Origin of the sequence: Streptomyces sp. NBC_01241 (assembly GCF_041435435.1) — a bacterium.
In the GTDB taxonomy this organism is placed as follows: Bacteria; Actinomycetota; Actinomycetes; order Streptomycetales; family Streptomycetaceae; genus Streptomyces.
This window is the reverse complement of sequence record NZ_CP108494.1, coordinates 4419746-4441579: the sequence shown is the minus strand read 5'-3', so window position 1 is coordinate 4441579 and position 21834 is coordinate 4419746. Positions and strand designations below refer to the sequence as shown.

Genomic DNA, 21834 nt, shown 5'->3' with positions numbered 1-21834 from the left:
TCACCAGGCCGCACTACGCTGCGCCCATGAGCATGCTCACTCCCCCCGGCATGGGCGGAAAGTACCGCATCACGGGCGACAAGTACCCGCGCATGCGCCGCCCCAGGCGTCGCGGCAAACTGATCCTCGCTGCCACCGCTTCCGTGGTCGCCCTCGGGCTGGCCGGATGGGGCACGCTGCAGCTCATCGACGTCTTCACGGGCGGCGACAGGCAGGCCAGCGCCGCCGACCACAAGACGGACTGCTCGTCGGCCAAGCCGTCCACGCCCGCGAAGGCGCTGCCGAAGCCCGCGAAGATCACCGTCAACGTCTACAACGCGACACCGCGCAGCGGCCTCGCCAAGAAGGCTGCCGACGAGCTGAAGAAGCGCGGCTTCACCATCGGCAAGGTGGGGAACGCCCCGGCCGCGTACGACAAGAAGGTCGCCGGCCCGGGGGTGCTGCTCGGCGCTCCGTCGGCCACGAACGGCTCGTTCCCGGTCCTCGGTACGCAGTTGCAGGGGGCCGTCCTCAAGACCGATGCCCGCAGAACGGCGGACGTCGATCTGATTCTCGGTACGAAGTTCACGGCGTTCAGCACGCCCCAGTCGGCCGCCGACGCGCTCACGGCCCTGACGAATCCGTCCCCGGCGCCGTCCTGCTGACGGCTGCCGGGCCGGACCCGGCAGCCGCACCCGACCCGCTCGGGCCCGATCCGGACGACGGTCCTAGCCGACCGTGCCGTACATCCGGTCGCCCGCGTCACCGAGGCCCGGGACGATGTAGCCGTTCTCGTTGAGCCGCTCGTCGACCGAGGCGGTGACCACGGTCACCGGCGTACCCGCCAGCTCGCGCTCCATCACCTCGACGCCCTCGGGCGCCGCGAGGAGCACGACCGCGGTGACATCGTCCGCGCCGCGCTTGATCAGCTCCTGAATGGCCGCGACCAGCGTGCCTCCGGTGGCCAGCATCGGGTCCAGGACGTACACCTGGCGGCCCGAAAGGTCCTCCGGCATCCGCGTCGCGTACGTGGACGCCTGGAGCGTCTCCTCGTCCCGGATCATGCCCAGGAAGCCCACCTCGGCGGTCGGCAGCAGCCGCACCATGCCGTCGAGCATACCGAGACCGGCCCGCAGGATCGGTACGACCAGCGGCCGCGGGTGCGACAGCTTCACACCGGTCGTCGGTGTGACCGGTGTCTCGATGTCGACCTGTTCGGTGCGCACATCCCGGGTGGCCTCGTAGGCGAGCAGGGTGACCAGTTCGTCGGCGAGCCGCCGGAAGGTCGGGGAGTCGGTGCGCCTGTCGCGCAGGGTGGTGAGTTTGTGCGCGACCAGTGGGTGGTCGACGACGTGGATCCGCATGGGCTCAACAGTAACCGGGCCTCCCGCACCCGTGCGCTGGCATCAACCGCATGTTCGGAGGGAAGGTGGTGGCATACGGACCCAGCCTTGGGGTGATGAGCCGATGCCGGACGGGGAACAGCGGGAGCGGGACCAGCCGGACACGCCGGTCCCGCAGAACGCCGAAGACCCGCGGGAGACCGAGACGGCGCGCCGCAGGCGGCGCGCCCAGTTCCTGCGCGAGCTTCATGAGGCGAAGGCGCTCCGCGACCGGGTCCAGCCACGCCGGGTACGGGCCGCCCGAATGCGCCAGGCCATGCGGATGCGAACCTTCCGTTGGTAGGTCGGACGGCGGCCCGGCGTCCCCCTGGTGGCGGCGTCCAGGAGAACTGATGGCCGACGCAACGGCCGAACTCCTCTCGCAATGGCCTTGTTTCTGCCACGATTCCGGTGGGCGGGACGCAGGACAGCCGGACCACCGACTGCCCTCCCGCCGGACCGACACCCCTATGACCAGTGGGAGAGTCACGGTGTACTTCGCCGCACTGCTCGCGCGCACCGAAGACGGGTGGGAAGCGAGCGACACGGAACTCGACGATGTGGAGACCCTGTCCGACCTGACGGATCTGGCCCGCGCGGCCTCGGTGGACGAGGACACGGTGCTCGTCTTCATCGAGCAGGAGGACGCCTGGTTCGGCGTCGTCCGGGTGGATGGTGAGGAAGACCCCCGTATCTTCGTCTCCGATGCCACCGCCGCCGCCCGCTCCTCGTACGGGGAGATCCTGCTCACCGATGAACTGCTCGGCCGCGAACCCGGGGCCGACGACACCATTGCCGCCCTCGAAGAGCTCGTCGGCCTCGACGGTACTGAGGACGACGAACCGGACATCACCCCCGACAACGACAACGACGACACCAACGACGATGACGACGACGGACTCGATGCCGACGCCGTACCGGCGGGCCCGCTCGGTGACACCGGGGTCCTGGCCGACCTCGGGCTCCCCGAGGCGGAGCTGCTGATGCTGCGTACGGACGCACTGGTGGAGATCGCGGACGCGCTGGGTGCGGCCGAGGTCATGGAGGCCGTCCGTTAGGGTCCGCGGGTGAGCGAACCACCGCACCCGCAAGGACCACCGGCACCGCGTGAACCACGCGAACCGCGCGAACCATGTGAACCGCGTGAGCCATGCGAACCGTGCGAGCCCACAAGAGGCCCGCACGACCCCGTAGAAGATCCGCACGATCCCGTAAGAGACCCGTGGCGGGCGCACATGCGCCACGCCCTGGCCGAGGCCGACCTGGCGGCGCGGGCCGGCGATGTGCCGGTCGGCGCCGTCGTGCTCGGCCCGGACGGCGCCCTGCTCGCCGCGGGGCACAACGAACGCGAGGCGACCGGCGACCCGACCGCGCACGCCGAGATCCTCGCCCTCCGCCGCGCCGCCGCGGCGCTCGGCCGGTGGCGGCTGTCCGGATGCACCCTGGTGGTCACCCTGGAGCCCTGCACGATGTGCGCGGGCGCGCTGGTCCAGGCCCGCGTGGACCGGGTGGTCTACGGGGCGCGCGACGAGAAGGCGGGGGCGGCGGGCTCGCTCTGGGACGTCGTACGCGACCGCCGGCTCAACCACCGTCCGGAGGTGATCCACGGAGTGCTGGAGGACAGCTGCGCCGACCGGCTGACGGCGTTCTTCCGCAACCTCTGACATTGGATTTCTGTCCACGCCCCGGGATGGTCTAAGCTCTCTCTCGGTAGCGTGTCCGAGCGGCCGAAGGAGCTCGCCTCGAAAGCGAGTGTGGGGAAACTCACCGAGGGTTCAAATCCCTCCGCTACCGCTCTTGTGAAGGGCCCGGCGCATCGCGTCGGGCCCTTCGAGTTTCCCGCACCGCCTCGTACCGACGCGTACCGACGCGTACCGACGCGTACCGACGCGTACCGACGCGCCATACGCACGCGGACCGGCTGTGGTCACGGGCGCGACGGTCGTCGTACCCGGGACCACAGCCGGTCCGGGAAGTCCTGGTCGGGGGAAGCGGCATCGGGGGGACAAGCCGCTTCCCCCGAGGGAGAACAGGCCGTTCAGGCCCTCGCAGCGGTCAAGGAAAAGCTCGCGGCGAGGACCCCACAGTGACGTCCTGTCCCCCGCCCCTCGGAATTCCTGTCGGATCCGCAGGGCTCACCCTCCATCCTGCGGCCTCACAGAGGCCTCAGGAGAGGGCAAAGGACCCCCATGACCGGGCCCTTGGTCCTTAAAGGCCGCGGAGTGGTCGCAAACAACCGAGGGATACGGCCATCCGTGCGGATAGAATCGCCACACTGCACAGGGGATCGAAGGGGAAGCAGGGGTTGATGGTGCAAGCGAAGAAGATAGCTCTCATCGTGGTAGTCGTCTTCGTTATGTACACGATCATCGCGTCCCCGGAGCGGTCGGCGGATCTCGTCCAGATAGGGTTCGAGGGCGTTTCGAGTGCCGCGCAGAGCGTCGGGGACTTCATGTCCGCGCTCGTGAACTAGGAGTACCCCGTGATCCGCCATCTGGTCCTGTTCAAGCTGAACGACGGCGTCGAGCGGGACGACCCGCGGGTCGTCGCCGGGGCGCAGGCCTTCCGGGAGCTGGAGGGGCAGGTCCCCGAGCTGGAGTTCTGGGAGTGCGCCTGGAACATCACCGACCGGCCGATCGCGTACGACTTCGCCATCAACTCCGCGGTCGCCGACGAGGACGCCCTGAAGCGCTACATCGAGCATCCGGCCCATCAGGCCGCCGCCGGCCAGTGGCGCGCGTTCGCCACCTGGGTGATTGCCGACTATCCGTTCTGATCCGCCCGCTCCGCCTGCCGTAGCCGGTCCTCCGAGCCCCTCACCATTGCGGTGAGGGGCTTTTTTTAGTGTTTAAACCAAGTTGACCCCAACACGACGTCATGCGGTGCTTGCACACAGTGGACATGTCTTGTGATGCTATGACCGCTTTTGACGGATGAGTTGACCGAAGTTGACCGCAGAGGGGTGGCGTCATCGTGCCGGCCAGTACAGCGCCTCAAGTGCCTCCCCAGACCGTCCAGACCGTCCAGACGGTCCAAGCAGCGCAGACGATCCAGACCGAGACCCCCGACAGCACCGCGACAACGCCCGGCAGGACCAGGGGCGCGGACACCAGGGCACTCACCCAGGTCCTCTTCGGCCAGCTCAAGAACCTGGAGCCGGGGACTCCGGAACACGGCCGGGTACGGGCTGCACTGATCGAGGCGAACCTGCCCCTCGTGCGGTACGCCGCCGCGCGCTTCCGGAGCCGCAACGAGCCGATGGAGGACGTCGTCCAGGTCGGCACGATCGGTCTGATCAACGCCATCGACCGGTTCGACCCGGAACGCGGCGTCCAGTTCCCGACCTTCGCCATGCCGACCGTCGTGGGCGAGATCAAGCGGTACTTCCGGGACAACGTACGCACCGTCCACGTCCCGCGCCGGCTGCACGAGCTCTGGGTCCAGGTCACCGGCGCCACCGAGGACCTGACGACCGCCCACGGCCGCTCGCCCACCACCGCGGAGATCGCCGAGCGGCTGAGGATCTCCGAGGACGAGGTGCTGGCCTGCATCGAGGCGGGGCGCTCCTACCACGCGACCTCACTGGAGGCCGCCCAGGAGGGCGACGGCCTGCCCGGACTGCTGGACCGGCTCGGCTATGAGGACCCGGCCCTCGCCGGGGTCGAGCACCGCGACCTGGTCCGGCACCTGCTCGTACAGCTGCCCGAACGCGAGCAGCGCATCCTGTTGCTGCGCTACTACAGCAACTTGACGCAATCACAGATCAGCGCGGAACTGGGGGTCTCCCAGATGCACGTGTCAAGACTGCTGGCCCGTAGTTTCGCCCGACTTCGATCCGCAAACAGGATCGAGGCCTAACCGGTTCGGGTAGATCACTCGAAGTCCGGTTCGGATGGCCGGAATTGCGTCACACCCCCCGTTAACTGCACAGATGCCACAAAGACTTGTCGACATGTCACTACAGCGTGTTGCCGACATGTGACATTCTGCGGGAACCGCGTTTGCCGTGGCCCCGCCTCCGGTATTCAGGTGGAGGCTGCGTTCCTCCGAAGGTCGCGGCTCCACGCGACCGTCCGCGACCTCAAGGGGGTGGCATGTCCGCAGAACAGGGCAGCTCGAAGGTGCTCACGCTCACGAAGAGCGCACCCGCACCCGTTGTGCTCACCAGCTCGCCGGAAGCCATCGACACCCGCACTCTGTCCCGCTCACTGTTCCTGCGGCTCGCCGCGCTGGGGCCCGCACCGGGCCCCGATGGGACGGACAGCCCGGAGCGTGCCTATGTACGGGACACGCTCATCGAGCTCAACCTCCCGCTGGTGCGGTACGCCGCGGCGCGGTTCCGCAGCCGCAACGAGCCGATGGAAGACATCGTCCAGGTCGGCACGATCGGCCTGATCAAGGCGATCGACCGGTTCGACTGCGAACGCGGCGTGGAATTCCCGACGTTCGCGATGCCGACCGTCGTCGGCGAGATCAAACGCTTCTTCCGCGACACCTCGTGGTCCGTGCGCGTCCCGCGCCGGCTCCAGGAGCTGCGCCTCGCGCTGACCAAGACCAGCGACGAGCTCGCCCAGAAGCTCGACCGTTCGCCGACCGTGCCGGAACTGGCCAAGGCGCTCGGCGTCTCCGAGGAGGACGTGGTCGACGGCCTGGCCGTCGGCAACGCGTACACCGCCTCCTCGCTGGACTCGCCCTCGCCCGAGGACGACGGCGGCGAGGGCTCCCTGGCGGACCGGCTGGGGTACGAGGACTCGGCGCTGGAGGGCGTCGAGTACCGCGAATCGCTCAAGCCGCTGCTGGCCAAGCTCCCGCCGCGCGAGCGCCAGATCATCATGCTGCGGTTCTTCGCCAACATGACCCAGTCGCAGATCGGCGAGGAGGTCGGCATCTCGCAGATGCACGTCTCGCGCCTGCTGACCCGTACGCTCGCCCAGCTCAGGGAAGGGCTCATCGCCGACTGACCGCCGCGGGCTGCCACACCGCAGCGCGAGACTTCCGATTTGACGGACCGTCAGCCACACTGGCGCGATGCGACGTCAGATACGCGACTCGACCGGCCGCCGGGGCACCGTGATCGCCGCCTCGGCGGCCGTGCTGTGTCTGGGCGGCACGCTGGCCGCCTGCGGCGGCGGTACGGCGAACGACGGCTACGTGGCGGTCGGCGCGGCGGGCACGGGCCCGGAAAGACCGCTTGCCGGGACGGTGGCGCCGTCGGGGAAGGTGACGCTGGTGCCACTGGACAGGGGCGGCAAAGCCGGCGGGGATACCAAGGACAGCAAGGGCGACAAGGGTGGCCGGAGTGCCGAGGGCCGGGCCGACGATGACGGCGGGCCCTCGCCGGACACCTCCGCCGATGCCTCCCCCGGCGGGGCTACGGGTGCCGTGGGCGGCAAAACCGGCCAAACGCCGGGGGCTCCTGGCACAGCCGGTACGGGCGGTACGGGCGGTGCAGGAGAGGCGGGCAGTACCGGCGGTACGAGCGGCGGAAGCGGAAGCGGCGGAAGCGGAAGCGGCAGCACCGGCGGCTCAGGCGGTGCGGGAAGCGGCTCCACGGAGCCCGCGCCCCCATCCGTACCCGCACCCGGCTCCACCCCGCCCGCGGGGCCTGCCGTGCTGGTGGCGGGCGCCCCGGAGCGGGCGGCCACGGACGAGCGCTGGTGCGAGAAGGTGACGGTGGAATTCCGTAACACCGGAGGATCACCGGCGCGGTCGGGGACGGTCACCTTCGCCACGCACGTCATCGGCGGGCTGGGGATCGACTGGGCGACCGTCGAGTCGTCCGCGCCGCTGCCCGCGCCGATCGACGCGGGAGCCGCACGGACGAAGACGTACACCGTCTGCGTGGACGCCTGGCGGGTGCCCCTGGGAATGCATGTCGAGACCCGGGACGTCACCGCCGTATTGAAGTGACGGGTGGAAACGGAAGCGCTACGGGGAAACCGGTGCGCCGGTCAGCCGAGCGCGAGCCAGGCGACCGCTCCGAGGACGACGACCACCGCGACGACGGCGGCGATCACTCCGGTCTTCGGTCCGGACGAAGCGGCCGGCTGCTGACGTCGCTGCGGCTCGCCCTCGTCGACGAAGGCGCGGAACATCTGAGTGCTGCCCGCAGGGTCGTTGTTGCCCTCGGGGCCTTGGGGGTTGCCATTTACCGGCGGCTGATTACGCATGGATACGTTCCCACTCGATCGGGTGAAGTGCTCGTCGGATACTGCGATATGAAGCCTGTGGAACTGTAGCGTCGTCACGTGCGAGAGGGTCCTGCGGCCAACGCTCGACCCCTCTCGCACCAGGGACTCTGCCCGCTGCGGGCTGGATCACGCGCGTGACGCGTGCCGCCACCGCGGTGCGAAAGCGGAGAACCAGGTCATCCAAGACCGTTCGGGATGGCCCGCCAGACGCACAGCTCCTCCCGCCGGGCGCCAAGGAACGGTTGTGTGCCATGGGTCAGGACCCTAGCGGTCCGGCGGCACCTTGTGCCCTACAGGGCGACGGCCCGGCCCCGAGTAACACTCGGGGCCTACTGCCGTTTCGGGGCCACCGTCCACGCCTCCGGTGTGGCACGAGACACACCCGCCACGCCGGCCCCCCACACGCTGGGCGTTTGACCCGAGCCCTACGCAGCCTTTTGCGTTCCTTTACTTCTGCAAGCCCTTTTTCGTTTGCCTTCAGCAACCAACGGCTTCTATGGTTGCCCTAAGCAACAAGATGGACGACGAGATGTCTGGGGGGCCCGTGGCCGTACGAGGTCAGTACGAAGAACTGGCCCGGCACCTCAGCGCCGTCGGAGCCGTCAAGCGGGGTCTCGCCCGCATATTGCCCCCCGAATGCCCCGCCGGCTCCGCCGCCGTACTGGCTCTCCTCCGTGACCACGGCGAAATGCGGATCAGCAGGCTGGCCGAGCTGATGTCCATCGATATGTCCGTGACCAGTCGTCATGTCGCCCATGTGGCAGAGCATGGATGGATCGAGCGGTCCTCGGACCCGGCGGACAAGCGGTCCCGCATCCTGCGGCTGACCCCCGCCGGACGCGACCTGCTCATCGATCTGAACCAGCGGGTCACGGAACTGTTCGTCCACAACCTCTCCGACTGGTCCGACGACGAAGTCGGACAGCTCAACACGCTGCTCGCCCGGCTGCGCACCAGTTTCGCCTGCCGCGGCCCCGGGGGGTGCGCCCCCGGAAAGCACATCGGCGACTGCCGTCCGCGGCCCGCCGACAGCGACAACGACCTGCACACCCGTACACCTGTGTAACAGAAGCAAAGACAAGGAACTCAATGGCTACGACCACACCAGCCGGTGTGCGGGGCGGCCACGCCAAGCACGGGGGATCGTCCGATACCCCGTCCGGCACGCCGATGACACACCGTCAGATCATGGAAGCGCTGGCCGGGCTGATGCTCGGTATGTTTGTCGCGATCCTGTCGTCGACGGTCGTCTCCAACGCCCTCCCGGAGATCATCTCCGACCTCGGCGGCGGCCAGAGCGCCTACACGTGGGTCGTCACGGCCTCGCTGCTGGCCATGACCGCCACCACCCCCCTGTGGGGCAAGCTCTCCGACCTGTTCAGCAAGAAGCTGCTGGTCCAGATAGCGCTCCTCATCTACGTCGCGGGCTCGGTCGTCGCCGGTCTCTCGACCAGCAGCGGCATGCTGATCGCCTGCCGTGTCGTCCAGGGCATCGGCGTCGGCGGTCTCTCCGCCCTCGCGCAGATCGTGATGGCCGCGATGATCGCCCCGCGTGAGCGCGGTCGCTACAGCGGATACATCGGTGCGGTGTTCGCCGTCGCCACCGTCGGTGGTCCGCTGCTCGGCGGTGTCATCACCGACACCAGCTGGATGGGCTGGCGCTGGTGCTTCTACGTCGGTGTGCCGTTCGCCGTCATCGCGCTGATCGTGCTCCAGAAGACCCTGAAGCTCCCGGTCGTGAAGCGTGAGGTCAAGGTCGACTGGACCGGCGCGTTCTTCATCAGCGCCGCCGTTTCGCTGCTGCTCCTCTGGGTCACCTTCGCGGGCGACAAGTACGACTGGCTGTCCTGGCAGAGCGGCGTGATGCTCCTCGGTTCCGCCGCGCTGGCACTGCTCTTCATCGTCGTCGAGTCCAAGGCCAGCGAGCCGATCATCCCGCTGCGCCTCTTCCGTAACCGCACCATCACGCTGGCCTCGCTGGCCTCGCTGTTCGTCGGTATCGCGATGTTCGCGGGCACCGTCTTCTTCAGCCAGTACTTCCAGCTGGCGCGCGGCAAGTCGCCGACGATGTCCGGTGTCATGACGATCCCGATGATCGCGGGTCTGTTCGTCTCCTCGACGGTCTCGGGCCAGATCATCACCAAGACCGGCCGCTGGAAGGCCTGGCTGGTCAGCGGTGGCTTCCTGGTCACCGCCGGGCTCGGACTGCTGGGCACCATCCGGTACGACACCACGTACTGGCACATCGCGGTCTTCATGGCCGTCATGGGCCTCGGCATCGGCATGATGATGCAGAACCTGGTGCTCGCCACGCAGAACCAGGTCGCTCCGTCCGACCTCGGCTCGGCCAGCTCCGTCGTCACCTTCTTCCGTTCCCTCGGTGGTGCGATCGGCGTCTCGGCGCTGGGCGCCGTCATGGCGAACCGCGTCACCCACTACGTCAAGGACGGTCTCGCGGAGCTCGGCCCCAAGGGCGAGGCCATGGGCCACGGTGGCACCGGCGGCGGGGGCATCCCCGACGTGCACGCGCTGCCCGAACCGTTCCGTACGGTCGTGGAGAGCGCCTACGGGCACGGTGTCGGCGATGTCTTCCTCTACGCCGCCCCGGCCGCGCTGATCGCCTTCCTGATCACGATCTTCATCAAGGAGGTCGCGCTGAAGACGACCGCCGTGAGCGACGCCCCGGCCACGGCCGAGGCCCCCGTCGCGGAGGCGGTCGAGGCCCTGGCCACCGTTCCGTCCTCCCCGGTGGTGTCCCCGGCCGCATCGGTCACCACCCTGGAAGCCCCCGTCGCCACTCTGCAGGGCACAGCCGTGCACGGTGTGGTGCGCGGCGCCGAGGGTGCACCCGTCGCCCGGGCCGCCGTCACGCTGATCTCGCTGGCCGGCCGGCAGCTGGGGCGCTCCGTCGCCCAGGCCGACGGCAGCTACGGTCTGGACGCGCCGGGCTCCGGCTCCTACGTCCTGATCGCGTCCGCCGACGGCTTTCAGCCGCAGGCGTCCACCGTGGTCGTCGGTGACGAGCCGCTCTCGTACGACATCCTGCTCTCCGGTACGAGCGGCCTGGCCGGGATCGTGCGGACCGCCGAGACCGCCGCGCCCGTCGAAGGCGCCATGGTCATCGTGACCGATGTGCGCGGCGACGTGCTGGCCGCCGGCAAGTCCGGTGGGACGGGCGAGTTCGCCTTCGGTGAGCTGGTCCCCGGTTCGGTGACCGTCGCGGTGAACGCCGCCGGGTTCCGTCCGCTGGCGCTGCCGGTGGAGATCGGCGGCCAGGGCGTCACCCGGATCGAGGCCGCGCTGCAGTCCGGTGCGCTGGTGCAGGGTGTCGTGCGGGCCGGTTCCGGCCGGCGGCCGCTGCCGGACGCGCGGGTCACACTCGTCGACGCGGCGGGCAATGTGGTCGCCACCTCGACGACCGGGGAGGACGGGGCGTACGCCTTCACCGACCTGGACGCGGGCGAGTACTCGGTCGTCGCGACCGGCTACCCGCCGGTGGCCGGCGCACTGACCGTGGCCGGTCGCGGGGTCGACGGCCACGACATCGAGCTCGCCCACCCCGGCGAGTAACCACAGACCCCTGGCGGGTCGGCGTATCGAGCGGAGACGCTGTACCGGCCGGTGGAAATGGGCCCCGGTGGTGGGGACGGCAGGCAGGGGACGGCCTGCCGTCCCCGCCCCGGGGCCCGACTCATTGAGTCATTGAGCAAGGAGAGAAAACGGGATGGGACTTCGCGCACAGGTACGTACGCGGGACGGCTGGGCGGTCCAGCACGCGGTCGTGACGGTCACCGACATGACCGGCACGCAGGTGCTGCGGGCCGCCGCCGACGAGGACGGGGCGGTGCGGACCGACACCCCGCTGCAGGCCGGCGCGTACACGGTGATCGTCACGGCGGTCGGGTACGCCCCCGCCGCCTCCACCGCCCTCGTCACGGCGAGCGGGCGGGTCGAGGCCGGCACGGTGGTGCTGGCCCGCCAGGGCGGCGTGGAGCTGCCACCGCCGGGCGCCTGGTCGCTGGACCCGGCGCACTGCTCGGTGGCCGCGGTCGCGCAGCACCTGGGGATCTCCAGCGTGCGCGGCCGGTTCACCGAGTTCAACGGCCGGATCGAGATCGCGGAGGACGTCGCGCAGTCCCGGGTCGACGCCGTCATCAGCGCGGCCAGCATCGACACCGGCAACGGCATGCGCGACAAGCACCTGCGCTCGCCGGACTTCCTGGACTCGGACCGGTTCCCGGAGATCACGTACCGCTCGAACGGGCTGACCCCGGCGGGCCCCGACCGCTGGCTGGTCCACGGCGAGCTGACGATGCGCGGCGTCGTGCGCCCCGTCGACCTGGACCTGAGCTACCTCGGGACGGGCCCGGACCCGTGGGGCGGGGTGCGCGCGGCGTTCAGCGCGACGGCGGAGCTGCGCCGCGAGGACTTCGCCATGAACTACAACCAGGTGGTGCAGGCGGGCATCTCGGCGATCGGTACGACGCTGCGGGTGGAGCTCGACATCCAGGCCGTGCAGGGTGAGTCCCTGCCGTCGTAGTCTGCGGACATGGCACCCCACATCGCTACGAACACCGCCGTGGAACTCGACGCGTTGCTGACTTTCGTACGGCCCAGGCACCGGGCGATCCTGCTGACCACCCGGTCCGACGGCCGCCCCCAGGGCTCGCCGCTGACCTGCGGCGTCGACGACACGGGCCGGATCGTCGTCTCGACCTACCCCGAACGGGCCAAGACCCGCAACGCGAAACGGGACCCCAGGGTCAGCGTGATCGTGCTGTCGGACGACTGGAACGGGCCGTGGGTGCAGATCGACGGCTCGGCCGAGGTGATCGATTCACCCGATTCGGTCGAGCCGCTCGTCGAGTACTTCCGGAACATCTCGGGTGAGCACTCGGACTGGGACGAGTACCGGGCGGCGATGGTGAAGCAGGGGAAGTCGATCATCCGGATCACCCCGGAGCGGTGGGGTCCGGTCGCCACCGGCGGCTTCCCCGCCCATCTGGCGTCCGACATCTGACGGCCGGATGCGCAACCGTATACGTGTTCCGGCACCGGACCTGCTCGCGCGGTGCCCGGTGCCGGCAGCTGCCCCGTACGGTGATTCTGAGGGACGAGCGGGGCCTCAGTGGCTCTCGCGGTCCCGCATCGCCTCGATGCCCGCGATCAGCAGGTCCAGGGCGAAGGTGAAGTCCCGGTCGCGCATCTCCTCGACCGTGTCGCCGCCGCGGGCGTCCATCAGGTCCTGCGAGTCCTCGACGATCCGGCTGAGCTGCGGCTGGCTCCGGATGGCGCCCAGCGCCTGCTGGAAGAACTCGTCCTGGCTGAGCCCCGTCTCCGCGCTGCGCTGCACGAAGTGGGCCTCGATGGTGCCGAATCCGTAGACGAACTGGAAGACCGCGGAGAGCGCGCCGGTCTGCTGGTGCAGCGGCAGACCGGTCGCCCGGATCACGTCCTGGATGGCGTGCGAGAACAGCATCGAGTACGGGCCCATGTTGAGGAAATGACCGGCGAGCGGTGACGCCCAGACATGGCGGACCAGCAGTTCCCGGTAGGAGACGGCGAGTTCGCGCAGCCGGTCGTGCCAGTGCGCGTCCTCGCGAGGGGGCGCGATCTCGCGGTAGACCGAGTCGAGGGCCAGCTCCAGCAGATCGTCCTTGGTGTCCACGTACCAGTAGAGGGACATCGCGGTGACGTCCAGCTCGGCAGCGAGCCGGCGCATGGAGAACTTGGCAAGGCCCTCCGCGTCCAGCAGCCGGACCGTGGCCGCGGTGATCCTGTCCCGGTCGAGGCCGGCCGGCTGGTCCGGTTTACGGGCGCGCGACGGTGTCCGCTGTTCCAGCCACACACTGGTCCTGGCAGGGTTCTTCACACGGTCGGCCGCGGACACCATGGCGCACTCTCCTCGTCTTGCCGGCGGGGCGGATCGGATCGGATACGTAGCTTTCGCGCGCCCTTCGCGCGCACGACCGGTTGTGTACCTGCCCGTACGGCCCGGTTGCGTACCTGCGCACCCGACGCGAATTCGTACGGTCCGATGCGCCCCGCCTCGATGCTATGCCGCCGTCTCGGCCCCGGCCGAGTTCGCCCGGGCGGATTCCCCCTGCTCCGCACGGCGCAGGAGCGCCGCGGCCAGCAGGCCGCCCGCCAGTACCGCCACCGCCCCGACGAGCTGGCTGGTCTCCAGTCCCGAGGCGAAGGCGTCCGTGATCCGCGCCCGCTCGCCGGCATCGGTGGCCGAGGCCAGTGCGGCGGGCAGCGAGGCGGCCCCGACGACCGCCGGCACGAGCGCCGCGAACCGGGAGTTCAGCACCGCGCCGAGCACGGCGACCCCGAGCCCGTTGCCGAACTCGGCGAGCGTGCCGTTGACCCCGGCGCCCACGCCCGCCTTCTCCGGCGGAATGGCGCTCATGATCGCGTTGGCCATGGCGGGCATGGCGAGCGCGATGCCCGCGCCCATCACGACCAGGCCGAGCAGCATGCCGCCGTAGCCGTTGCCGCCGAGCAGCGCGATCGCGGCGAGTCCGGCGGCCAGCAGGCTCATGCCGGCCGCGATGGTGACGGGCGTGCCCAGCCTGGGCACCAGCCTGGCGCCCAGTCCGGTGAGGTTCAGGGCGACGACGCTCAGCGCCAGCGGAGCCGTACGCAGACCGGCCTCCAGCGGCCCGTAGCCGAGGACGAACTGGAGCTGCTGGGTGAGCAGGAACAGCGAGCCGCCCATCCCGAAGGCGACCAGGATCGCGCCTGCGACCGCGCCGATGAACTTCTGGTTCCGGAAGAAGTGCATGTCCAGCATCGGGTACGGGATGTGCAGCTCCCACAGCACGAACCCGGTCAGTACGGCGACCCCGACGAAGGCGGTCAGCAGCACCTGGCCCGACGCCCAGCCGTGCTCCGGACCGGAGATGATCGCGTAGACGACGGACGCCATGCCGATGGTGGAGAGCAGCGCGCCCAGCAGGTCGGGGCGCTCGCTGCTGGGGGTCTTGAACTCCGGGACGAGGCGGGCCACGGCGACCAGGCCGATGACCGCGACCGGAATGTTGATCAGGAAGATCGCGCCCCACCAGAAGTGGTCGAGCATCACGCCGCCGATCAGCGGACCGACTGCGAAGCCGAGCGAGCTGACGGTCGACCAGATACCGATCGCCTTGACCCGCTCGGAGTCGTCGAAGATCTGCACGACGACGGCCAGGGTCGTCGTCAGCAGCAGCGCACCGCCGATGCCCATGCCCGCGCGGGCGGCGATCAGCTGCGCGGACGACTGGGCGAGTCCGGCCACCAGCGAACCGATGCCGAACAGGGCAAGCCCCGCGATGAGCATCTTCTTGCGGCCGTAGCGGTCGGCGGAACTGCCGGCCGTGAGCAGCAGACCCGACTGGACCAGCGAATAGGCACTGATCATCCACTGCACGTCGGCAGTGGAGGCGTCCAGCTCCCGGGTGAGGGAGGGGATCGCGACGTTGAGGACGGTGTTGTCGAGCAGCACGGTGAGCTGGGCGAGACAGATGACGCCGAGGATCAGCCAGCGCTGCGGGTGGCTCGGTGGCGTGAGGCGGTTCTGCTCGGCGGCGGTCGCCGTCATGCGGACTCCTGATTCCTTATACGGTGTACAAGTAAGAGATGTACACCGTATGGCCAGCCTTGTACGGTGTACAACTCGTTTTCGCGCGGTACGGTGCTCGCCGCTGATCCGACAAGGGATGGAGTGGTATGACACTGCGTCGTCGTACGGTGGAAGTGCTCATCGCAGCGGGCCTGTTGGGGGTCGCCCTCGCGCCTCCCGCGTCGGCTACCGGGCAGGGGCACGAGGTGTCGCTGCGCGTGGCCACGTACAACATCCATGCGGGCGCCGGCATGGACAATGTCTTCGATCTCGACCGGCAGACCGCCGAGCTCCGCTCACTGGACGCCGATGTGATCGGGCTCCAGGAGGTCGACGTCCACTGGGGCACCCGCAGCGAGTGGCGCGATCTGGCGGCCGAGCTGGCCGAGCGGCTGCACATGCAGGTCTCGTTCGCCCCGATCTACAGCCTCGACCCCGATACTCCGGGTGCGCCCCGGCGTGAGTTCGGTGTCGCGGTGCTGTCCAGGTACCGGATCGTGAGCGCCGAGAACCACGAGATCACCCGGCTCTCCACCCAGGACCCGAACCCGGTTCCGGCCCCCGCGCCCGGCTTCGGCGAGGTGGTCCTGCGGGTGAAGGGGCTGCCCGTGCATGTGTATGTGACGCACCTCGACTACCGCGGCGACCCGTCCGTACGGACCGCCCAGGTCGCCGACACCCGCCGGGTCATGGCCGAGGACGAGGCACCGGGGCGGCAGAAGGTGCGGCAGATCCTGCTCGGCGACTTCAACGCGGCACCGGCCGCTCCCGAACTCGCCCCGCTGTGGAAGGAACTGACGGACGTCGAGCCCGGTGGGCCGACGTACCCGGCGCAGGATCCGGTGCAGCGGATCGATTACGTGGCGGTGTCGAAGGATTCCGTACGGGTACGCGACGCGGCGGTGGCCGAGACGCTCGCCTCGGACCACCGCCCGGTTGTCGCGGATCTGCTGCTGCGGCGCTGAACCGTTGCCCAACTACTCGTCCACCCGTCGCTCTTCGGGCGGGACAGGTCGCAGAAGGTGGCGCCGCCGGCGACGATCGGCGTCACCTTCGAGACCACGATCCGGGTCCGTAGCGTCCACGGCCCCCGCCGCCGCCGGTACACGCGCCTACTCACCGGGCTTGATGAGATACCCCGCCCCGCGCCGGGTGTGGATCATCGGCGTCCGTCCGGCGTCGATCTTCTTACGCAGGTAGGAGATGTACAGCTCGACCACGTTCGCCTGCCCGCCGAAGTCGTAGTTCCACACCCGGTCGAGGATCTGCGCCTTGCTCAGCACCCGCCGCGGATTGCGCATCAGGAAGCGCAGCAACTCGAACTCGGTCGCGGTGAGGTGGATGGACGTACCGCCCCGGCTGACCTCGTGGCTGTCCTCGTCCAGCGCCAGATCGCCGACGACGAGCGTCGACTCGCTGTGTACGGTCGCCGTACCGGAGCGCCGGATCAGCCCGCGCAGCCGCGCCACGACCTCCTCCAGGCTGAACGGCTTGGTGACGTAGTCGTCGCCGCCCGCCGTGAGCCCCGCGATCCGGTCCTCCACCGCGTCGCGCGCGGTCAGGAACAGCACGGGGACCTCGGACAGCTCCCGCCGCAGCCTACCGAGCACGGCGAACCCGTCCGTGCCGGGCAGCATCACATCGAGGATCACCACGTCGGGCCGGAAGTCACGCGCCATCCGTACGGCACCGGCCCCGTCCCCGGCGCTGCGCACCTCCCAGCCCTCGTAACGCAGGGCCATGGAGAGCAGCTCGGCGAGCGGAGCCTCGTCGTCCACCACCAGCACACGGACCGGGGTGCGGTCCGCACTCAGCAGTTCGGTACGCCCCTGGGGCGAGGTCGTCGTCATGGCTCCCACCCTGTGAGGCTCCTCTGAGAGGGCCCTTTCCCGATTCTGTGAATTCCCTGAGAAAAGCGGCTCTCCTGTCGCTTCCATGCGTCGTCGGCCTGCACTGACCCCGAGGCCGCTGAGGCCCGCAGTCTGCGACGGGACCGCTGGGCGTGGGCCGCGGACACCGAATTCGACGGGTCGTGATCACGTGCGCTCGCGGACTCCCCGCGGCCCAAGCTTCGGGATTCGGGAGCCGGACCCCGGGATCCGAGCTTCGGGATCCGAGCCTCGGGACCGGCTGATTCACTCTTTCGTGGGTACGAAGAGGGGGCTGGGCCCGAGTCTTGAGCTTCGGGACCCGGGCGTCGGGACACGAGCTCCGAGGTTCGAGCTTCTTCGGTAACCGGTAGGGAAACAAAGGAGGTTGGGAAAACCTCCCCACCCTCCCCGACCCGTCACGGCCAGCAAGTACGACTATCCGTGACCGGCTTGCGGCGCTGAGTCGCCGCTGCTTACGGTGCCCCCAACGAAACGACCCCGACACGGTGTTCAACGCACCGGGCCGGGGTCTCACCCAAAGATCGAAAAGAGCGATCTCGTGGCTACCCAGAACCTTAGCCCTGCCCTGTGCGCGCCCGCATCCTCGCGCCCGTACCCGATGGCCAAGCCCGGTTACGGCAAACGGTCGGTGCCGGACCAAAGTCCCCGCCGCGACGACTTCATGCTGCTGCCGGAGCGGGAGCGTTACATCGCCAGGTACGTCGACCACCTCCCCGACGGTGCGGCGATGAACGTGAAATCGCTGGCGAAGGATCTCCCGCGGTACGGGCAGCAGGCCGTCGGCTCCGCTCTGACCGCGCTGTCGGTGGCTGGACATCTGCGTCGCGTCCGGCGCCCGGCCGGTGAGGGGGAGCAGGTCCGCTGGGTGTTCCGGACCTTCTGGTCGCGTACCGCCCGGGACAACGAGTGGTGGGCTGCCTTCCTGGCGGCCGAGGACAGCAAGGCCGTCCCGGAAGCGGCGTCGACCACAACCGTCGCCCCGCCGCCTTGGGTTCCCGCGGATCCGCCCGCGCCCCTGCCCGCCGGGACAATCGCTGCCGACGCCCCGCTGCCGGCTCCTGAGCCGGTCGCACCGCCGCAGCCCGCAGCGGAACCGGTCCGCGTACCGGCCGTGCCCCCACGGCCCATCCCGTATCCCCACTGCCTCTCGCCCGCGTACCTGGCCCTGGCCCAACTGGGCCGCACCGAACCCCGCCTGGCGCTGTCCGCCGCAGACTGCTCGGTGTTGGAAGAGCTGGCCGCCGCATGGCTCGCACGTGGTGTGAACACCGATTACCTCATCCACGCTCTGACGTCCGGACTCCCCGCAGCGGTCGGCTCACCCGTCGGCTTTGTCCGCCGCCGTCTCCTCGACAAGATCCCGCCGAGCCTGCCCGCCGCCCCTGCCCCGGCCGCACCGGGTGCCCCCGAACGCCGCCTGATGGTGGAATGCACCGAATGCGGTGCCCCCGGCCGCCCGGAAGCTCTCCCTGACGGACTCTGTCTCCCCTGCCGCCAGGCCACTCACGGCACAGCAGCCGCCCCCATCGAACCCGCCATCGAACGCAACATCCAGGCCCACATGAGCAACCTCCGCAGCCTGCTCAAAGCCCCCTGAGCCCACGATTCAGCTACTCATGGGGCGTGGGTGGCAGGGCAGGGAGGGGGCCCTCCACCGACCGTCAGTCCACGGCGAACAACGCGCTCGCGTTCCCGTGGCAGACCGCGCGCAGCCAGTCGTCCCCCAACTCCAGCCGTTCCAGGGCGTGCAGCTGATGCGCATACGGATACGGAATGTTCGGAAAGTCCGTGCCCAGCAGAATCCGGTCCCCGAGCGCCGCGAGCCGCCCCCGCTCGGCCACCGGAAACGGCATGAAGTCCTCCGTGAAGTCCGTGAAGGCCATCGTCGTATCGAGCCGTACCTCCGGGTACGTCTCCGCCAGCGCCAGGAACTCCGCGTACTCCGGCATCCCCATGTGCGCCACGATCAGCCGCAGCCGCGGATGCCGGGCGAGCAGCCGGCCGACCGGTTCGGGCCCCGTGTGCTTGCCGGGCGCCGGCCCCGAGCCGCAGTGCATCACCACCGGCACCCCGGCCTCCGCGAGCAGCCCCCACACCGGCTCCAGCAGCGGGTCGTTGGCGTCGTACGCGCCCACCTGGACGTGCGACTTGAAGACCCGCGCCCCCGCCTCCACGGCCTCGCGCACGTACCGCTCCACGCCCTCCTCCGGGAAGAAGGTCGCGGTGTGCAGACAGTCCGGCACCCGGTGCGCGAAGTCGGCCGCCCAGCCGTTCAGCCAGGCCGCCATCCCGGCCTTGTGCGGGTAGAGCATCGACGTGAACCGGAGCACACCGAACGAGCGCAGCAGCGCGAGGCGTTCGTCCTCGTCGTGCCGGTACTCGATCGGCCACTCCATCCCGGTCAGCGGGCCCGCGGAGTCGAAATACGCCCAGACTTTGCGCAGCACCCGTTCCGGCATGAAGTGCGTGTGGACATCGATGATCCCGGGCAGCCCCAGCCGTTCCCGGAACCGCACGACGTCGTCGGCGTCACCACTCATTCCGCGCCCCCTCTCTCTCCGTCCGGACGGTTTCCGACTCCCCCCGAACGGTTCCGACGATCTCAGAACAGCCCGCCCTGTACGCCACCGGCCCCGATGCCGACCACCGGCACCCCCACCCCGGCCCGCGCGTCGGCGCCCTCCAGTTCCCAGCCGGTCATCAGCCGGGTGTCCAGCACCACGACCCCGTGCGTCACCGTCTCCAGATGCAGATCGGGCCCGGCCGCCGCCACCAGCCGCCCCGCGACCGCACCCCCGTCCACCAACTCGGTGACCGCCCACGCCACCTCGACGGCGCCGTCCAGCCCGAACACCCCGGCGTGATCGACCGCCTCGAACGGCAACCGCTCCAACGACTCCGGCCACCCGGCCCCCTCCAGCGCCGCAGCCCGCGCGTAGAGCTCCGCCACCTCGGCACGCCGCTCCGCCGCCCCCGGCAGCACCGCGCGCACGGCCCGCTTCCTGGCGTACGGAATCCGGTCCGGCACCCCGAGCGCCGACCGCAGCAGCTCCTCGGTCCGCCGCGCCGCCATCAACGGCCCCCGTCCCAGCCAGCTGAACACGACGGCCCCCTGCTCCCGCAACCGCGCCGCCTCCCGCTCCTCGGCGGTGATCCCGACCTTCACCATCCCCGGCCCGAACCAGGCGAGATATACGCGGTACGTCCGGGGGTCGTCGGCGATCGTGTCGGCGGCCACCGAATGCGCCCGGTCCAGCCGCGCACACTCCGGGCACCGCGCCCCCGTGCTCCGCCCCGCCACCACGGCCGCCACCGGACACGCGTTCCCGCGCGCCCCGACACAGTGCCGCCGCCCGACGGCCCGGAACCCGAGCTCCGTCCCGTACGCCGGCGCACTCACCCGCACGACCCCGCCCCGCCGCCACCCCAGCACGGGCACCCCCTGCGCATCCGGCCACCGCAGCCCGGTGCACTGCCACCCCATGCACCCCATGTGTGAACTCCCGGATTCCGATACCTGCGGGGGAAAAGCCAAGAGGCCCCCGGACAACGGCGGATGGCGAATCCGAGGGGCCTCTTGCCACTGTGCGTTCGGCAGGATTCGAGGCTGCGACCATCTGATCCGTACGGCCATCAAGGCCGTTGCAAGGCCCCGGAGAAACGGTAGCGGACGGATGAAGCGTTCGATCCGGTCACCGCGATCCACTGCGTCCGGCAAGTCGAACAGCACCGGTCGTGCGGCGCAGGGCCGCAGCCCAAGGTCCGCCGCGCGCCGTGAAGGCTAGGATCCGGGCCATGGCTCTGACCACGAACCACATGGACCGGTTCGAGGCCTCCATGCCCCGCCTGGAGGCCATCGCCTACCGCCTCCTCGGCTCCGCGAGCGATGCCGAGGACGCCGTGCAGGACACGTTTCTGCGCTGGCAGGCCGCCGACGTCGACCGCATCGAGGTCCCCGAGGCCTGGCTGACGAAGGTCCTCACCAACCTGTGTCTCAACCAGCTCACCTCGGCCCGCGCCCGGCGCGAGACCTATGTGGGCCAGTGGCTGCCAGAGCCGCTGCTCGCCGGGGACCCGATGCTCGGCCCGGCCGACACCGCCGAGCAGCGCGAATCGGTCTCGTACGCGGTCCTCGCCCTCATGGAGCGCCTCTCCCCCAACGAGCGGGTGGTGTACGTGCTGCGGGAGGCCTTCGACTACCCGCACCGGAAGATCGCTGAGATCCTCGACATCACCGAGGCCGCCAGCCAGCAGATCTTCCACCGCGCCAAGAAGCACGTCGTGGACGGCAGGGCCCGTACCGAGATCGACGAGGCCGCCGCCCGGCGGATCGTCGAGGAGTTCCTCGCGGCCGCCACCAGCGGCCGGACCGAGCCGCTCGTGCGGCTGCTCACCGAGGACGCCCTCTCGATCGGCGACGGCGGCGGGAAGGTCCCGGCCCGTGCCAAGGCGTTCGAGGGCGCCCTGGCGGTCGCGAAGTTCATGCGGGGCCTGTTCAAACCCGGCAAGGCCAAGCGCGCCATCGCCGGCGGCTCCCCCGAGGTCTACGCCACGACCGCCAACGGCGCCCCCGCCGTCGTGGCGGTCGTCGACGGCCGGGTCATCGGCATCATGTGCCTGGAGGTCACCGCCGAGGGCATCGCCGCGTTCCGCAACCAGGTCAACCCCGACAAGCTCGAACGGGCGACCCGGCGGTGGGCGGCCACCGACCACGGGGAACCTCTGTTCCACGCCTTCTGACGCCGATGTGAGGTGCTTCACATCCCGTTCCTGTCAGGAAACGG

Annotated in this window: 23 protein-coding genes and 1 tRNA gene; 17 read left to right on the top strand and 7 right to left on the bottom strand. The window is 69.9% G+C overall.

What is annotated here, in order from left to right:
• Positions 1 to 50 precede the first annotated feature (50 nt).
• Positions 51 to 644, top strand: a complete 594-nt coding sequence (locus tag OG306_RS19785) for a LytR C-terminal domain-containing protein (RefSeq protein ID WP_266752319.1) — start codon at positions 51 to 53, stop codon at positions 642 to 644.
• A gap of 63 nt (positions 645 to 707) precedes the next feature.
• On the opposite strand, the gene upp is transcribed toward OG306_RS19785, so the two are convergent.
• Positions 708 to 1343, bottom strand: a complete 636-nt coding sequence (gene upp / locus OG306_RS19780) for a uracil phosphoribosyltransferase (RefSeq protein WP_266747425.1) — start codon at positions 1341 to 1343, stop codon at positions 708 to 710.
• Positions 1344 to 1446: 103 nt separating this feature from the next.
• Here upp and OG306_RS19775 point away from each other — a divergent pair, with 103 nt between their 5' ends.
• The 9 genes from OG306_RS19775 to OG306_RS19735 all read left to right on the top strand — a co-directional run bounded on the left by OG306_RS19775 (position 1447) and on the right by OG306_RS19735 (position 7271).
• Positions 1447 to 1665 (top strand): hypothetical protein, encoded by a 219-nt coding sequence (locus OG306_RS19775; RefSeq protein ID WP_266747424.1) that lies wholly within the window; start codon positions 1447 to 1449, stop codon positions 1663 to 1665.
• Positions 1666 to 1852: 187 nt separating this feature from the next.
• Complete coding sequence (locus tag OG306_RS19770; protein ID WP_266752317.1) at positions 1853 to 2419, top strand: hypothetical protein; 567 nt, start codon at positions 1853 to 1855, stop codon at positions 2417 to 2419.
• Positions 2420 to 2596: 177 nt separating this feature from the next.
• Entirely contained in the window at positions 2597 to 3025 is a 429-nt protein-coding gene (gene tadA / locus OG306_RS19765; RefSeq protein ID WP_266747423.1) for a tRNA adenosine(34) deaminase TadA, read from the top strand.
• Positions 3026 to 3070: 45 nt separating this feature from the next.
• Positions 3071 to 3155, top strand: a tRNA-Ser gene (locus OG306_RS19760).
• Between the two features lie 514 nt (positions 3156 to 3669).
• Positions 3670 to 3834, top strand: a complete 165-nt coding sequence (locus OG306_RS19755) for a hypothetical protein (RefSeq protein ID WP_266906036.1) — start codon at positions 3670 to 3672, stop codon at positions 3832 to 3834.
• A 9-nt stretch (positions 3835 to 3843) separates the two neighbouring features.
• On the top strand, positions 3844 to 4137 hold the full coding sequence (locus OG306_RS19750) for a Dabb family protein (RefSeq protein ID WP_266747422.1): 294 nt from the start codon (positions 3844 to 3846) through the stop codon (positions 4135 to 4137).
• Between the two features lie 197 nt (positions 4138 to 4334).
• The gene (locus OG306_RS19745) at positions 4335 to 5219 is read left to right on the top strand and encodes an RNA polymerase sigma factor SigF (RefSeq protein ID WP_266747421.1); all 885 of its coding nucleotides are present in this window, start codon (positions 4335 to 4337) and stop codon (positions 5217 to 5219) included.
• Positions 5220 to 5455: 236 nt separating this feature from the next.
• On the top strand, positions 5456 to 6322 hold the full coding sequence (locus tag OG306_RS19740; RefSeq protein WP_266747420.1) for an RNA polymerase sigma factor SigF: 867 nt from the start codon (positions 5456 to 5458) through the stop codon (positions 6320 to 6322).
• A gap of 67 nt (positions 6323 to 6389) precedes the next feature.
• Complete coding sequence (locus OG306_RS19735; protein WP_327258988.1) at positions 6390 to 7271, top strand: hypothetical protein; 882 nt, start codon at positions 6390 to 6392, stop codon at positions 7269 to 7271.
• Positions 7272 to 7312: 41 nt separating this feature from the next.
• Here the strand turns inward: OG306_RS19735 and OG306_RS19730 are convergent, their stop codons facing one another.
• Positions 7313 to 7531: a hypothetical protein gene (locus tag OG306_RS19730; RefSeq protein ID WP_266747418.1), complete on the bottom strand. Its 219-nt coding sequence runs from the start codon at positions 7529 to 7531 to the stop codon at positions 7313 to 7315.
• A 565-nt stretch (positions 7532 to 8096) separates the two neighbouring features.
• On the opposite strand from OG306_RS19730, the gene OG306_RS19725 reads away from it, so the two are divergent.
• The 4 genes from OG306_RS19725 (at position 8097) to OG306_RS19710 (ending at position 12572) form a co-directional block, all read left to right on the top strand.
• Positions 8097 to 8618: a MarR family winged helix-turn-helix transcriptional regulator gene (locus OG306_RS19725; protein ID WP_266752316.1), complete on the top strand. Its 522-nt coding sequence runs from the start codon at positions 8097 to 8099 to the stop codon at positions 8616 to 8618.
• Positions 8619 to 8641: 23 nt separating this feature from the next.
• A complete protein-coding gene (locus OG306_RS19720) occupies positions 8642 to 11122 on the top strand; it encodes an MFS transporter (RefSeq protein WP_266747417.1) in 2481 nt (826 codons plus the stop codon).
• 154 nt (positions 11123 to 11276) lie between these two features.
• Entirely contained in the window at positions 11277 to 12092 is an 816-nt protein-coding gene (locus OG306_RS19715) for a YceI family protein (protein ID WP_266747416.1), read from the top strand.
• A gap of 9 nt (positions 12093 to 12101) precedes the next feature.
• Positions 12102 to 12572 (top strand): PPOX class F420-dependent oxidoreductase, encoded by a 471-nt coding sequence (locus tag OG306_RS19710; protein WP_266747415.1) that lies wholly within the window; start codon positions 12102 to 12104, stop codon positions 12570 to 12572.
• A gap of 105 nt (positions 12573 to 12677) precedes the next feature.
• On the opposite strand, the gene OG306_RS19705 is transcribed toward OG306_RS19710, so the two are convergent.
• Together OG306_RS19705 and OG306_RS19700 are read right to left on the bottom strand one after the other, a co-directional pair.
• Positions 12678 to 13445 carry a TetR/AcrR family transcriptional regulator gene (locus OG306_RS19705; RefSeq protein WP_266747414.1) on the bottom strand — a complete coding sequence of 256 codons (768 nt, stop codon included), beginning with the start codon at positions 13443 to 13445 and terminating at the stop codon, positions 12678 to 12680.
• A gap of 162 nt (positions 13446 to 13607) precedes the next feature.
• Positions 13608 to 15137 carry an MFS transporter gene (locus OG306_RS19700; protein WP_266747413.1) on the bottom strand — a complete coding sequence of 510 codons (1530 nt, stop codon included), beginning with the start codon at positions 15135 to 15137 and terminating at the stop codon, positions 13608 to 13610.
• A 128-nt stretch (positions 15138 to 15265) separates the two neighbouring features.
• Between OG306_RS19700 and OG306_RS19695 the strand changes: the two genes are divergently transcribed.
• Positions 15266 to 16123, top strand: coding sequence for an endonuclease/exonuclease/phosphatase family protein (locus OG306_RS19695; protein ID WP_266747412.1), 858 nt, complete (start codon positions 15266 to 15268; stop codon positions 16121 to 16123).
• Positions 16124 to 16270: 147 nt separating this feature from the next.
• On the opposite strand, the gene OG306_RS19690 is transcribed toward OG306_RS19695, so the two are convergent.
• Positions 16271 to 17008 carry a response regulator transcription factor gene (locus OG306_RS19690; RefSeq protein ID WP_266747411.1) on the bottom strand — a complete coding sequence of 246 codons (738 nt, stop codon included), beginning with the start codon at positions 17006 to 17008 and terminating at the stop codon, positions 16271 to 16273.
• 580 nt (positions 17009 to 17588) lie between these two features.
• Here OG306_RS19690 and OG306_RS19685 point away from each other — a divergent pair.
• Positions 17589 to 18647, top strand: a complete 1059-nt coding sequence (locus OG306_RS19685; protein WP_266747410.1) for a MarR family transcriptional regulator — start codon at positions 17589 to 17591, stop codon at positions 18645 to 18647.
• Positions 18648 to 18711: 64 nt separating this feature from the next.
• Here the strand turns inward: OG306_RS19685 and OG306_RS19680 are convergent, their stop codons facing one another.
• Both OG306_RS19680 and OG306_RS19675 read right to left on the bottom strand, forming a co-directional pair.
• The gene (locus OG306_RS19680) at positions 18712 to 19590 is read right to left on the bottom strand and encodes an amidohydrolase family protein (RefSeq protein ID WP_266747409.1); all 879 of its coding nucleotides are present in this window, start codon (positions 19588 to 19590) and stop codon (positions 18712 to 18714) included.
• A 62-nt stretch (positions 19591 to 19652) separates the two neighbouring features.
• Complete coding sequence (locus OG306_RS19675) at positions 19653 to 20534, bottom strand: DUF2797 domain-containing protein (RefSeq protein ID WP_266752314.1); 882 nt, start codon at positions 20532 to 20534, stop codon at positions 19653 to 19655.
• A 311-nt stretch (positions 20535 to 20845) separates the two neighbouring features.
• Between OG306_RS19675 and sigJ the strand changes: the two genes are divergently transcribed.
• Complete coding sequence (sigJ, locus tag OG306_RS19670; protein WP_266747408.1) at positions 20846 to 21790, top strand: RNA polymerase sigma factor SigJ; 945 nt, start codon at positions 20846 to 20848, stop codon at positions 21788 to 21790.
• Positions 21791 to 21834 lie beyond the last annotated feature (44 nt).